Below are 12,804 nucleotides of genomic sequence, written 5' to 3'. Positions count from 1 at the left end.
ACTCCTAACTTTAAAATACCTCATCTTCAATACCGCGCCACCATTCCCCCAAATTCATCAAGTCTCGGTAAATGTCTTCTAATTCTTTGGTGTAGACATCGTTTGTAAGGGTGGCTCGACGCTCTTGTAATTTCTTGAGGCGCAGTTGTACCAATAGCCAAGGTTTGGTGATGCTATTAGTTGCTTCTATATATTGCGCTAGTTCTTTGCTATCCATATATTTTTATTTTTGATTTTACAGCAGTTTTTATGCATTACCACCCACGCCTAAGTCGTTTGTGGTAGGTCTGACACCGATGTTGTAAAAACCGTTGTCATAGACGGCTTGTTGGCCATCCCCCATTACCATACGTTCGAGTCGTTCGTTTTGTACGTTTTTCACCGAAGCATTGGTGAATTCTGCCCCACCATGACAGTTGATGCATTTAGCATTTCCCTCGAAAAGCTCTTTGCCTCTGATTTGTTGAGCAGTCAAGGCGTTGTGGTTCCCATCAAAGTATTGGTCGATAGGCGCATTGTTAGATACTAATGTGGACTCGTACAGTTGAACCGCTAGCCCAAAGAATAGTGACCAGTTGTACTCCAATTGCGTGTATTCTTCAGTGGTATTCGAGAGATCCGCTAACAAAACGACTTTCCGAGTATTACCGTTGGCTTTATCAATCTGGATTAACTGCGTAGATTGCCACCACTCCGGCCTGAAGGCCTCCGTAATCATCTGCTGGTAGGAAAGCGTTGTCAGACCCTTTTGAAGTCCTCTGCTGTACTGACCTAGTACACTATCGTCAGGATGCACGATTTGGTTTCCAAGGGGTCTCAAGGGAAGTAACTTGTGACCAATTTATCTCGGGAGAAGGAACTTTTTGCTCTTGGTAATATCGAATATGTTGAGAAACCCAGACCCAAATTTGTCACCAATCTCTGCAAAAGTGCGACCGTCTGCGGACATTTCAAAAGAACTGGTCGGTGGCCCTACTGCCTGGGAAGCTAGGGATGAATTTTTGAGCTTGACACTCACTGGTGTTAGCGGACTTAAGATGCTTGCTGCTTTGTAGACTTTAGCATTAGGGTCTCTTAACCCAAAGGGGTTAACCCCATTGAAGATGTTCTGCGCTCGTCCGTCCCAAAAGTTGCGGAAGTTGAACACTGCATTGATCACGGTCGGTGTGTTGCGTGGCTCCACCCGTCGGGTTTGTACGCCTCCCACGTTAAAGACCCGATCGTTCTGTTGAATCGCTGTGTCCTGAACACTACCAGAAGTGGTATTAACGAACTTTGTATTGAAGACTCCTTGAGAGGAAGTGATATCGTTAGTGTCAGATAGAACTTGGGACAAACGGGCATTTACATCTGCCAATTTGTGAAATGGGTAATCTCCTGGCTTAAGTGTGTAGTTCGGCTTACCGATGCTGAATGTATTGTCGGGATTCGGACTTCCGTCTGCATTCACGCGCAAAATCCCCGGATTTATCTGGTTTTTAGCTCTGTTATCCGCTCCAGCATGGAAGTGACAAGTAGCACAGGAACTTATACCATCGCTACCTACCTGCATATCCCAGAAAAGAGCTTTTCCCAGAGCGATCGCTTTTGTCTTATTCTGGATGAACTCTCCAAGATTGTCAGGCTCTGGAATCGCTACGGTCTTTAGCGAAGCCATCGGTTAAGAAGGCGCTATCTGTGCTGATACTGTATGTCCAGCTAGCACCATGATCGCAGCATTCGTTGCGATCGTTACACTGCTTTTTATTCTCCTTGACAACCTTGATGCCAAATTACTAACTCTGGCTACCACATCAACTATAAAATTGGTACTATTTTGGATTTTCCTCATCTTTTTATATGTACGTTGCTACTCGTTGTCAAGCGTTCAAGCATTACTGCTTCACCATTGTTAGAAAAGCATTAATATGCAATTACACATTTGACTCTAACCAGTTACCAAAGGTAGAATTCTATCTTTCGCTATCTATTTGCTCTGAAAAAGCCCTTGCTATTTTGGTAATCCCAGGAAATAAAATTTTTCCAATGTCTATCAGCTTAGATGGAAGTTTGAAATTCTTCCTCTAAACCTCTGAGCCTTATTTTTATCTATTAAAAGTATAAATTACTAATATTTTTTTACTGCGAAACTATGAGGTATTTTTTATAATATTAGAATTCCTTCACCAATTCTTCATCAAATATAGCAATCCTATCTGAGTTGCTCCCAATCTGAATGATAACGAACTGCCCTTCGGGTGACGCTCGTTCGCCCTTGGCGTGCCCGTAGACTCTCGTTCGCGTTAGCGATAATTGCTGTACTTTTTTTCACCGATGAATCGGGCCGTTGTCCTGCACGATTACTCTAATGCGTTGTGTTTTTTGGGCTTGTGCGGCTTCTGTGTCCATCATCTTATATTATTATATAGCAATACTATGTCGTAGCTTTTTAACGGATGCCTAAAGTCGTTTCCATTCACTCATATCGGGGTAGTACGGGTAAGTCTAATTTAACTGCCAATCTGATAAGCACCGTGGCTGCTCAGAGCAATCGTGTTGGTCTGGTCGATACAGATGTCCCCTCTTTGAAGATTCATAATTTGTTTTGTTTTGTTTTGTCTAGATCCAGAGCAGATGGGCAAAACCCTGAACAATTATTTATGGGACGAAAGTTTGATCGAGTATATGGCTTACGACGCCAAGAAGATGAATTGAGATGGAAATTAGCAGAATTGAAAATTGAAATTGACCAGAAGAAGCGCGAGAAAGAAGTGGTAATCCTGACGGAAAGCATCTATTTCCAGGAAGTGCAGCAAGAAATGGCAGAAGTCAACCTGGATGAATTTTGGAGTTAATTATGTTCGGACTGAACCACCTCAGCATTAAATCCAAGCTCCAGATCATGCTGTTGATTGCTAGCCTCGGTTCCATCCTTGTGGTGAGCTACCTGAGTTGGAGTAAAACACGGGAGACCTTAACCCATCGCATTTTTGATCAGTTAACCAGTGTGCGGACATCCAAAGCCTATCAGGTGGAGTCGTACTTTAAGAACTTAGAAAGTCATCTGCAAACCCTCTGCGAAGACCGGATGACGGTCGCGGCTATGGAGGAGTTTAATCAGTCCTTTGATGCGTTGGATCAGAGCGCTGCTTCTGTTGAACAAGATGCCAGAATTGAGTCCTATTACACCCAAAAATTCTTTCCCAGACTTGCCAAAAACATTGAAGGCGAACCCGTATTTGAAACCTATCGCCCAACCGGAAATGCTGCCCGCAAACTGCAATATCAATATATCGCTAATAATCCCAATCCAGTTGAAAAAAAAGATGCGTTAGATGATGCCAAAGACAACAGCAAATACAGTGCAGTGCATCGCCGCTATCATTCATTGTTCCGCAATTTAATTAAACGATTTGGCTACTATGATTTCTTTTTAATTGATGCGGAAACTGGAGATATTGTTTATACGGTTTATAAAGAAACTGACTTTGCTACCAATCTGTATGATGGTCCCTATCGCAATACAAACTTAGCGGAGGTGGTGCGTAAAGTTCGCGACAATCCTGATCGCGGTGCCATTCAACTGGTTGATTTCCAGTTTTATCGTCCGTCCTACAATGCCCCGGCTGCCTTTATGGCTTCTCCTATCTATGATGGCATCAAGCGAGTCGGATGGCAGTGCAGCTCCCCGTGAACGAAATCAACAACGTGCTGACGGGAAACAATAATTGGAGACAAGATGGACTGGGCGATACTGGAGAAACCTACTTGGTTGGTGAGGATTTACGCTTGCGCTCTACCGCACGCCTGCTAGTCGAAAACCCAACAGGTTATCTTGATATGTTGCGCCAGAATCGGCTGCGAGCGCAAACCGTTCACTTAATTGAACAAATGAAAACCTCGCTGTTACTCCATCCCATTCAAACCGATGCTGCCACAGAAGCGGTGCAAGGGATATCAGGGACAAAAATTATCCGGGGTTACCGTGGCTCTGATGTCCTCAGTTTCTATGCACCGCTGAACATTCATGGTGTCAACTGGGGGATTATTTCAGAAATGTCATTATCTGAGGCATACGCACCGATTAATGCCTTACAAACCTATCTCCTGCTTTTGACGGTCGTACTCATCTTACTAATGACCTTGTTTGCCGCGATCGCATCTCAACGGTTGATGCGACCGATCGATGTGATGATTGAGCGATCGCGCTTGGTCTTTCAAGGAGAATCAGAGGTAGGATCGGGTGATTTAAATCCTGAACTGGAAACCATAGCCCAGGATGAACTCGGTGAACTAGCACAAATTTTCAATGACATGGCATCTCAACTGCGCCAGAAAACAGCAACGATCGCCCAGAAAGCCCAGGAAAACGAAATGCTGTTGCTCAACATCCTGCCGCGTCCAGTCATGGAACGGTAGCGGCAAGGAGAAACTCGCATTGTCGAGCAGGCACAACAGGTAAGCGTTGTCGTGATTCAGATTGTGGGGTTGGCAAAATCGACTGAACAGCAGGGGTCTCAAACTGTTGCCAACGGTTTCAATGAATTCATCGCCCAATTAGACGATATGGGCGAAAAATGGGATGTTGAACGATTGGATTGTTTTGGCAATCGCTATATCGCCGCCTGTGGCTTGACCGAACCCCGGCTCGATCATGTCAAACGGGCGGTAGACTTTGCCCAACAAGCGTTGAACCTGGTCAAAGGGGTCAATCAAAAATACAATCTTGGCTTAAATTTGCGGATTGGCATTCACACAGGGGCTGTAACTGCCGCCGTGATTGGGCAGAAAAAATTCCGCTTTGACCTCTGGGGAGAACCGCTCAACATCGCCAGTCAGTTAGAGCAACAGGCACAGATAAACACGATTCGGGCCACCCAAGCCGTTTGCGATCGGGTGCAAGACCTGTTTTCCTTTGAACCAGACAAATCCATCATCCTAGAAGACAAGCGCATCCTGCCAACCTGGGTGCTTGGGCAAGCCGGAATGCGCGACTCGATCGGCGAACCCAGCTTCGGACTCAGTTTCGATAATCAAGATAGTCCTAACACCCACACCAAGAAGGACAACGGATGAGCAACTTATCAAGCGATCAATTTACTCTCCTCCAGGGACTGGTGTTGATTTTGGGATTGCCGCTGCTGGTGGTTGGACTGGGGGAACTGATTGAGCGATGCCGGCGCCATAAAAACCCTCTGGCATCCGTGTTGAATGCCACACGCAATCTGCTCTTACCCCTTTTAGCCTTGTGGCTAGTGATGCGTCAGTTTTTTCAGATGCCTGAAGACGCGATCGCCCTCCGCATGATTGGCAGTCTGTTTTGGATCGCCTGCATCTACACGACGCTACTGCTGCTCAATCGCAGTCAAGATTTCTGTGATTTGAACTATCTTGCGACCAAAATTGTCAACCATAGCTTGTAATAATACTTTTGTACTATTAGATAGCGATCGCACTATGCCAGTTGCGTAAGAAAAACGGCGTGAAAACGTATTAAATTTAACTCTAATCGAATTGGTTAAATTTTCGTTACATACTTATAAATTTTCCCGCCGACTTACTTAGTTCACAAATCTCACGAATAATTTAGGATTGCTATAGCTCAGTGTTACTTCAACCATAGCCAGAATAAGGCCCAAAGATGCGGTGCAGGGGGGAAAGACTTGCTGTAATTTCCCCCCTGCACTTAAATCAGTGAACAGTTATCATAGTTTCAGTCGGGGATTTAAATCAGTAAATAGTTATCACAGTTTCAGTCTCTGATAACTGTTGAAGTGGCGGACTCTGAGGAATGGGATAAATACATCATTATGAACTGATAACTGTTGAAGCTCCTCTGCTCCCTCATGTCTTTCATCTTCCCATCTTTCCAATCCTTTCTAGCTAATCAAAAACAGCCACGACACTAGTCATGACTGTTAATAATATTAATAAATTGACTTACTGTTTCTGCTTCACATAGCTAGCAAAAACTCCTGTCATAATCACTTCAAAACTGGCGATTAACGCTCTGTGCAACTTTTTACTCAAACCTAGCCCCTCAGCCCCTTTTCCTACCAGGGAATGAAGGGAATTCAAAGCCTCTCTGGTTGCACCAGAGAGAAATGGAAGTCAGGTAAGAAAATTAAGTTGCACATCACGTCAATTAATTAAGCTTTGGCCAAGTTTTCAGTAGCAAAGTCCCAGTTGACCAAGTTTTCTAAGAAATTCTTGATGAATGCCGGACGGGCGTTTCTGTAGTCAATGTAGTAGGCGTGTTCCCAAACATCTAAGGTTAGGAGTGCCTTTTGACCATGAGCTAGAGGGTTTTCTGCATTCGGTGTCTTAATCACCTTCAGCGTACCACCATCATCAATCAGCCAAGACCATCCGCTGCCAAATTGAGTTGTGGCGGCGTTCGAGAACTCTTCTTTGAATTTGTCGAAGCTACCAAAATCTTTATCAATTTTGGCTGCGAGATCACCAGTGGGTGCGCCGCCACCTGATGGTTTCAAGGAATTCCAAAAGAAGGTGTGGTTCCAAACTTGAGCAGCGTTGTTAAAGATTCCCGCCTTAGAGGAGTCTTTAAAGGAAATTTTGATCACTTCTTCCAGAGACTTATCGGCAAGTTCAGTACCTTCAGTAAGCTTGTTCAAGTTGTCTACATAAGCTTTGTGATGCTTGCCATAGTGATACTCAAAAGTCTCAGCTTTCATGCCATAAGGCTCTAAAGCATTCTTGTCAAAGGGTAGTGGTTCTTGTACAAATACCATTGTGTTAAATCCTCTCTTTATCGGTTTCCAGTTGAAAGCTATTGCAGAACCTTAGGAAATTAGCAGCTTTTGTTTTTGACAGTTTTATGTCTTTCATGATCAAACATAAAACTTAACTTCGTCATTCTACTACCAAAGTGAAGATGAAAACAAAGTACTTTTGTGATAAGTTAAATTGCTAACAATTCCTGACTATAAATAAAAATGGCTAATGTTTCATCGCCAGATACCGATAATTAATTAGGATTTAGCAATTAAAGCTTTCATACTTCTATCTTTAGTAGGATTAATTGTGATGGAATAAATCAGTCTAAAGCGAGATGAGTGAATACTAAAATAATCTAATATTTCTAATACAAGGCTTGGTTTTCAATAAATATAGCCAATACTCAAATTATCTATTTTGTTTTTAAATGCAGTTTTGAGGATGGTAAGTGAATAATCACTCACCCACCACCCTTTGCAACTAAAAAACTAACAGCAAATAGCGGTGATTACCACTGAGATAAACGCTGCTGGTAATAGTTAACAATTTGTGCGGTGACTTCAGATACGTCCAAACCATCGGTTTGAATTTCAATCGCATCCGCTGCTTTTTGTAAAGGAGAAACTTTGCGTGTACTATCTTTCCAGTCACGTTCGGCAATATCCCGTTCCAGCTGCTCTAAACTCACTTCGGGTTGACCTTGTTTGTTAAAGTCTTGCTGGCGGCGACGGGCGCGTTCACTAACAGAAGCGGTTAAGAAGATTTTAACTTCGGCATCAGGGAACACATGAGTGCCGATGTCCCGACCTTCAGCGACTAGACCACCTCTTTTACCCCAGTTTTGCTGTTGTTTAACCAGTGCTTGACGTACAGAACTTTGTGCGGCGATCGCCGATACTTGAGATGTGACCTCAATCGTGCGAATTGCCTGGGTAACATCAGTACCATTAATCCAAACCCGCACTGGAGATTGTAAATCCTGATTGGAAGTCAGTTCAATTTTACACTGGTTAGCTAATTCGGCGATCGCACACTGATCATCAATAGCAATCCCCTTTTGCAGTACTAACCAAGTGACAGCACGGTACATTGCTCCTGAATCTAAATAGACTAAATTCAGGCTTGCTGCCACTTGACGCGCCACTGTAGATTTTCCAGCACCAGCTGGGCCATCAATGGCGATGATGGGTTGGCGATCGCGCAATATCGTATTATCAATCAAACGTGTAGAACCAAGACGAGCTGCGATCGCCAACATTCCTTCCTCCTGAACTTTTTCTAAAGACATCAACGTAGTCGGTTCAACCAATTCAATATATTCCACTAAAACCGTGCTGACCATTGCCACTTCTTGCTGTACCACTGCTATCAACCTGTTGCTATTGCGTTCCCCAGCATGAAACGCAGCTTCAGCTCGTCGCAAGCCACGATATAAGACCGCTACCTGTTCTTTTGCCGTTGCAGTCAAATATTGATTACGAGAACTGAAGGCAAGACCTGACGGTTCCCGCACTGTTGGACAACCAACAATCTCTACTGGCAAATTTAAGTCAGCTACTAAGCGTTTAATGATTGCCAGTTGCTGACCATCCTTTTGACCAAAGTAGGCACGGTCAGGCTGTACCAAGTTGAAAAGTTTGGTCACAATCGTAGCGACACCCTGAAAGTGACCTAGCCGAGAACGACCACACAAGCCTGTTATCATAGCAGATGGGGGGATAACTTGTGTAACCTTTGATTCTTGTATACTCTTCTGAGGAACTGCCATTTCTTCCGGAATCGGTGCAAAAATGGCATCTACCCCAGCTTGTTCGCAAAGTTGTTGGTCTTGCTCTAAAGTGCGGGGGTAGCGTTGATAATCCTCGTTGGGAGCAAATTGTAGAGGATTGACGAAAATACTAACAACCACCGTAGAATTTTCTTGCCGCGCCCGTTGGATCAAGCTTAAATGACCTTGATGCAAATTCCCCATCGTTGGCACCAGACCGACTGCCGTCTGATACCAGCCAGTCATCTCATCTAATCTCAGATCCTCAGTAACTGCAATCAGCTTGTTTTCTGAGCAGCGTTTAGTTAAATAGCAGCGTAAAGCTGCGACTGTTGTCAGCAGGCGCACAAAAATACCCCTAGTTCTTATCGATCCCTCCCCCGTTAGTTTATATCTGAAATAGAGGGAAGAGATGATTGAACTAAGGGAATTAAGTGATACGGAACTGGGGAACTTGGGGATAAGGGGCGATGGGCATTGGGGAACCAGCGCCGTGGTGAGGCAGTCCCTTAGAGGGGGTTTCCCCCAGGAGGAACTGCCTTCTATGGTTTCCTGACTTGTACTCCGTACGGAGAAGCAAGCTACGCGTAGCGTCTCCCTTCAAAGAGGCGACTGGCGTCATTGGGCAAAACAATTCCGAGTTTCGAGTTCCAAGTTCTGAGTAAAGAAGTGAGATTCCCCACTCAACACTGGGTACTCAAAACTCCCTACTCCCTACTCCCTAATGATTATTTCCCTAAGACTTCAATATGCACTGGTGCCACGCCACTGCCCATCATTCCTAAAATTCGAGCCGCGCCAGCAGACAGGTCTATGACTCGACCCCGAACGAATGGACCTCGGTCGTTAATCCGCACTACCACACAACGACCATTGCGGGTGTTAGTTACACGGACTTGCGTACCAAAGGGTAAGCTACGATGGGCGGCAGTCATGCCTTCTGGATTGAACCTTTGACCACTAGCAGTCCGATTACCAGAACCGTCATAGCCGTAATAGGAAGCCATGCCTCCAAAAGAGATTCGCACTGGACCGACGGAAAGCTCTTGTGGCAATTTGGGTATTGATATTGGCAGACGCACTGGTAAATTCTCAATTTCTTTTAAGGGAGATGCATTGCCTAGTAGCCTCCGTAGGCGATTGGTTGCTTGCAATGCATCTTCCGCCAGATTGTTGGTAGTACCTGCTAATCGCGTATCTTCATTGATTTCGAGCAATTCTTCGCCATTAATTTTGATTACATAGCGATCGCTATTTTGCTGGACAGGGACGCTTTTGTTTTGCGCTTGATTAGCAACTGTAGATTCGCCCCCTGCTTTCCAACTTACGGTAATCTTACTCGCGTCCACATTTTCCCGGTTCAACTGGTTGATCTTAGCTGCTATTACACCAGCTATCTCAACTGCGTCATTGTCAACAGAGCTAATCTGGTTACCCACACCCGTTACGTTCCCAATACCCACTGCCTTAGGTGAATTGCTAGCAAGAAGGGCGTACGATTGTACGCCCCCTGTATCTCCAATTGCACCAACTTTTTTAGTTTCTAGACTCGTATCTGCTACAGAACTCAAAAAGGTGAGAACGGGAATATTTTTGATAAAAAGGGTTGCCGCCTTACGTCCCCCAATGTTGTGAGGATGAATTTCTGTAATCACAGCATCCAAGGTTTGTTTCCCTGCTGTTGATTGGAACTCTCCTACCTTCACCACATCAGTGGCAGGTGATTTTTGGGAAGCTAGTGCATTTCCCTTGGTGGTTTGAGTGCAACCGACTGTGGGTAACCCCAAAACAGTCACAAACAGGGTGACAATAGGCCAGAAATGTCTTTGATTCATGCGTCCGTTTTTTAAGCGACTGGAGAACTTAAGTTTTATGATTTGCGGGATTTTTAACTTTCGGAAAGTGACTTCCCTCCTGAAAAACTCGAACTCGTTCCGTTTTCACTTTTTATTTATAACTGCAACAGACTAGCATGAACCTTTTGGCTTGGGGATCAGGGTTTTAGCGTAATTCTTGGCAACTTTCTCAAATTTCGATTCCAATTTAAAGGGTCAAAGCTTTCCCAAATGAGGACTTTGGCTATGTAACGCTTTTTAATCCAACTCAAAAATTTCTTAAAAAAACGTTACCCTTGTTACACGCCAAAGTGACGATACCCTATTCACATCGGTTCTAAAGGTTCGCAACTATGCGTGTATTCTAGATAACATCTATTTGAGCTATTTGCTTTTAGAGGATAATATAAGTTTAATTAAATAGCATCTGCACAAATACTCTAAATTACTTATTTAATTAAATATTTAGATTTACCTATGAATAAGTCGTCATCCGAGTTACATCTGAAATAATTATCCAAATCAGTTTGAGTTTAATATCTTTTTTGAAAGTTTTTTCTACCTAGATTAATCATGACTTTTATTCTCCATGACTAGACTGAAAATAGTGATATATATAACTTGATATAACAGTATTACTGAGTATAAAAAAAAGGACAATACTCAACTTAATATTTTTCCGGATTAATGATGAAAAAATTAATAAAACTTCGCGATCGCTTGCAGACAAAATATTTGTAGTATTAAAAAAATACAGTAGGTAATTTTTACCCTAAGTAGTTGGCCAGGTAGATTTTTGAGAGCAAGCCGTATTTTCAAAAATCTTTGCGGCTGTAGGGATGTACATCTGCACCCCTACTATATATAGTAGGTATTTCGGGAAATGTTATCAGCCTGATGACAGAGCAAGCACATCAAGGAGATTTAGAAATAGATCCATCGCCATTATTAGCTGTTCTCAACGAGTTGCATTCCCAGTACAAGTCACTGCAAGAAGGTGCAGTGGCGAAATACATTCCGGAACTGGCAAAGGCAAACCCGGACTTGTTCAGCATTTGCATTGTGACAGTAGATGGTCAGGTTTACAAAGTTGGGGACTATGAGCAACTCTTTACCATTCAATCAATTTCCAAAGTGTTTGCTTATGGACTTGCCTTAGAAGATCATGGACTGGATTATGTTTTGACTAGAGTTGGGGTGGAACCGACGGGGGATGCATTCAACGCGATTATTTTAGATGAGCAATCGAAGCGACCTTATAATCCAATGGTAAATGCTGGAGTGATCGCCACCACTAGTTTAATCAAAGGTTCCGGGCCAACCGAACGCCTCAACCGAATGCTGGATATGTTCCGCCGATATATTGGCCGCGACGTGTTCGTTGACATTTCAGTTTTTACCTCAGAACGGAGTACAGGGCATCGCAACCGTGCAATGGCGCATCTGATGCTCAACTTTGGGATGATTGACCGGAACATTGAAGAAGCTTTGGATCTTTATTTCCAGCAGTGTGCTGTGATGGTGAATTGCCAAGACTTAGCGGTAATGGCGGCTACCCTTGCTAACAGAGGTATTAACCCCATCACCAAAGAACGGGCGGTAAATAAGCATTACATTAAAGATATGCTGAGTGTTATGTATACCTGTGGGATGTACAACTTTGCAGGTGAGTGGGCTTATAAAATTGGTATTCCGGCGAAAAGCGGTATTTGTGGTGGGATTATCGCCGTTGTTCCGCAGAAGATGGGCATTGGAGTTTTTTCGCCACTGCTGGATGTGCGTGGTAACAGTGTGCGGGGGGTAAAGGTGTGTGAAGAACTTTCTCAACGGTTAGGTTTACATCTATTTGATTGTTCAGGTGAAGAGGCAAAATTTGATTGAAGGAGGCAAAGGTAGGAGGAAGAACAGCCATACTATCTCCAATTTCAATAGCGAACCGATCACGGCAGTCGGAGGAATTAGTTTAAACGCCAATCCCATCTATCTTTAGCTAGTTAACTAGGTTTTCAATACCATATAAAATATTTTTGGCACATGAGATTTTTATATGAGTGAGTTCTTCACTAACTGTTCCAGATAGGCGAGATGGCTTCTATTTTCTAGTTATTTTAAGACGATAGTCGGGATTAAGATTATTATGCATGAAATTTCAAAGCAGACTGTAGAGACAACACAGAAACATGCTCAAAAAGCAGTTGAGCATACCAAAGATATGCAAGAGTTGGCTAAGAGTTTAAAAACAGATAGCCAAATTGAGGAAGAAGCAAAAGAACGGATCGATGCCTGTGTAGAAACCATGCAGGAACACGCACAGAAATTTCAAGATTTGGCGCATAGACTAACAGAAGATCCTTCAACAGATGTGTATTCAGAAGCAGTAGAGGAGCATATAAGAGCTGATTCGTAAAGAAAATCTAAAGAGAATTAAGTCTCGCTTTACTCAGGTTATAGGCTAAACCGAGAGCAGTTATGTTATTGTCGATG

General features: G+C 43.5%; 14 protein-coding genes. 7 read left to right on the top strand and 7 right to left on the bottom strand.

Features of this window, described 5'->3' with window-relative positions:
* Window positions 1-10 precede the first annotated feature (10 nt).
* The 4 genes from V7K85_RS05630 to V7K85_RS05615 are packed head-to-tail and all read right to left on the bottom strand — an operon-like array spanning window position 11 to window position 1,831.
* Complete coding sequence (locus V7K85_RS05630) at window positions 11-217, bottom strand: hypothetical protein (RefSeq protein ID WP_334811673.1); 207 nt, start codon at window positions 215-217, stop codon at window positions 11-13.
* A gap of 30 nt (window positions 218-247) precedes the next feature.
* Window positions 248-796 carry a hypothetical protein gene (locus V7K85_RS05625; RefSeq protein WP_334811672.1) on the bottom strand — a complete coding sequence of 183 codons (549 nt, stop codon included), beginning with the start codon at window positions 794-796 and terminating at the stop codon, window positions 248-250.
* 45 nt (window positions 797-841) lie between these two features.
* The gene (locus tag V7K85_RS05620; protein ID WP_334811671.1) at window positions 842-1,657 is read right to left on the bottom strand and encodes a cytochrome c peroxidase; all 816 of its coding nucleotides are present in this window, start codon (window positions 1,655-1,657) and stop codon (window positions 842-844) included.
* Between the two features lie 3 nt (window positions 1,658-1,660).
* The gene (locus tag V7K85_RS05615) at window positions 1,661-1,831 is read right to left on the bottom strand and encodes a hypothetical protein (protein WP_334811670.1); all 171 of its coding nucleotides are present in this window, start codon (window positions 1,829-1,831) and stop codon (window positions 1,661-1,663) included.
* Window positions 1,832-2,435: 604 nt separating this feature from the next.
* Between V7K85_RS05615 and V7K85_RS05610 the strand changes: the two genes are divergently transcribed.
* Genes V7K85_RS05610 through V7K85_RS05590 form a run of 5 tightly spaced genes read left to right on the top strand, consistent with a single transcriptional unit; the run spans window position 2,436 to window position 5,402 of the window.
* On the top strand, window positions 2,436-2,834 hold the full coding sequence (locus tag V7K85_RS05610) for a hypothetical protein (RefSeq protein ID WP_334811669.1): 399 nt from the start codon (window positions 2,436-2,438) through the stop codon (window positions 2,832-2,834).
* A 2-nt stretch (window positions 2,835-2,836) separates the two neighbouring features.
* Window positions 2,837-3,673: a hypothetical protein gene (locus V7K85_RS05605; RefSeq protein ID WP_334811667.1), complete on the top strand. Its 837-nt coding sequence runs from the start codon at window positions 2,837-2,839 to the stop codon at window positions 3,671-3,673.
* Window positions 3,670-4,398: a HAMP domain-containing protein gene (locus tag V7K85_RS05600; protein ID WP_334811666.1), complete on the top strand. Its 729-nt coding sequence runs from the start codon at window positions 3,670-3,672 to the stop codon at window positions 4,396-4,398. The genes V7K85_RS05605 and V7K85_RS05600 overlap by 4 nt, the downstream gene beginning before the upstream one ends.
* A gap of 18 nt (window positions 4,399-4,416) precedes the next feature.
* Window positions 4,417-5,055, top strand: coding sequence for an adenylate/guanylate cyclase domain-containing protein (locus tag V7K85_RS05595; protein WP_334812027.1), 639 nt, complete (start codon window positions 4,417-4,419; stop codon window positions 5,053-5,055).
* Window positions 5,052-5,402 (top strand): hypothetical protein, encoded by a 351-nt coding sequence (locus V7K85_RS05590; protein ID WP_334811665.1) that lies wholly within the window; start codon window positions 5,052-5,054, stop codon window positions 5,400-5,402. Before V7K85_RS05595 ends, V7K85_RS05590 begins: the two co-directional genes overlap by 4 nt.
* Window positions 5,403-6,128: 726 nt before the next feature.
* Here the strand turns inward: V7K85_RS05590 and V7K85_RS05585 are convergent.
* From V7K85_RS05585 to V7K85_RS05575, 3 genes are all read right to left on the bottom strand, one after another.
* Window positions 6,129-6,731, bottom strand: a complete 603-nt coding sequence (locus tag V7K85_RS05585) for a superoxide dismutase (protein ID WP_334811664.1) — start codon at window positions 6,729-6,731, stop codon at window positions 6,129-6,131.
* 494 nt (window positions 6,732-7,225) lie between these two features.
* The gene (locus V7K85_RS05580) at window positions 7,226-8,833 is read right to left on the bottom strand and encodes a bifunctional pantoate--beta-alanine ligase/(d)CMP kinase (RefSeq protein WP_334811663.1); all 1,608 of its coding nucleotides are present in this window, start codon (window positions 8,831-8,833) and stop codon (window positions 7,226-7,228) included.
* A gap of 380 nt (window positions 8,834-9,213) precedes the next feature.
* Entirely contained in the window at window positions 9,214-10,320 is a 1,107-nt protein-coding gene (locus V7K85_RS05575) for a septal ring lytic transglycosylase RlpA family protein (protein WP_334811662.1), read from the bottom strand.
* Between the two features lie 897 nt (window positions 10,321-11,217).
* Here V7K85_RS05575 and glsA point away from each other — a divergent pair.
* Window positions 11,218-12,201: a glutaminase A gene (glsA, locus tag V7K85_RS05570; RefSeq protein ID WP_334811661.1), complete on the top strand. Its 984-nt coding sequence runs from the start codon at window positions 11,218-11,220 to the stop codon at window positions 12,199-12,201.
* Between the two features lie 256 nt (window positions 12,202-12,457).
* Window positions 12,458-12,727: a hypothetical protein gene (locus V7K85_RS05565; RefSeq protein ID WP_334811660.1), complete on the top strand. Its 270-nt coding sequence runs from the start codon at window positions 12,458-12,460 to the stop codon at window positions 12,725-12,727.
* Window positions 12,728-12,804: the final 77 nt, after the last annotated feature.

It is taken from the genome of Nostoc sp., assembly GCF_036917615.1.
In the GTDB taxonomy this organism is placed as follows: domain Bacteria; phylum Cyanobacteriota; class Cyanobacteriia; order Cyanobacteriales; family Nostocaceae; genus Nostoc.
Note: the sequence above shows the minus strand (reverse complement) of the source record. Positions and strands in the feature narration are given on the sequence as shown.

Bases quoted from the DNA above. Each gene is read 5' to 3' on its own strand.
- V7K85_RS05590 (WP_334811665.1), top strand. From the start codon at position 5,052: ATGAGCAACTTATCAAGCGATCAATTTACTCTCCTCCAGGGACTGGTG.
- V7K85_RS05610 (WP_334811669.1), top strand. From the start codon at position 2,436: ATGCCTAAAGTCGTTTCCATTCACTCATATCGGGGTAGTACGGGTAAG.
- V7K85_RS05615 (WP_334811670.1), bottom strand. From the start codon at position 1,831: ATGAGGAAAATCCAAAATAGTACCAATTTTATAGTTGATGTGGTAGCC.
- glsA (WP_334811661.1), top strand. From the start codon at position 11,218: ATGACAGAGCAAGCACATCAAGGAGATTTAGAAATAGATCCATCGCCA.
- V7K85_RS05620 (WP_334811671.1), bottom strand. From the start codon at position 1,657: ATGGCTTCGCTAAAGACCGTAGCGATTCCAGAGCCTGACAATCTTGGA.
- V7K85_RS05565 (WP_334811660.1), top strand. From the start codon at position 12,458: ATGCATGAAATTTCAAAGCAGACTGTAGAGACAACACAGAAACATGCT.
- V7K85_RS05605 (WP_334811667.1), top strand. From the start codon at position 2,837: ATGTTCGGACTGAACCACCTCAGCATTAAATCCAAGCTCCAGATCATG.
- V7K85_RS05585 (WP_334811664.1), bottom strand. From the start codon at position 6,731: ATGGTATTTGTACAAGAACCACTACCCTTTGACAAGAATGCTTTAGAG.
- V7K85_RS05575 (WP_334811662.1), bottom strand. From the start codon at position 10,320: ATGAATCAAAGACATTTCTGGCCTATTGTCACCCTGTTTGTGACTGTT.
- V7K85_RS05630 (WP_334811673.1), bottom strand. From the start codon at position 217: ATGGATAGCAAAGAACTAGCGCAATATATAGAAGCAACTAATAGCATC.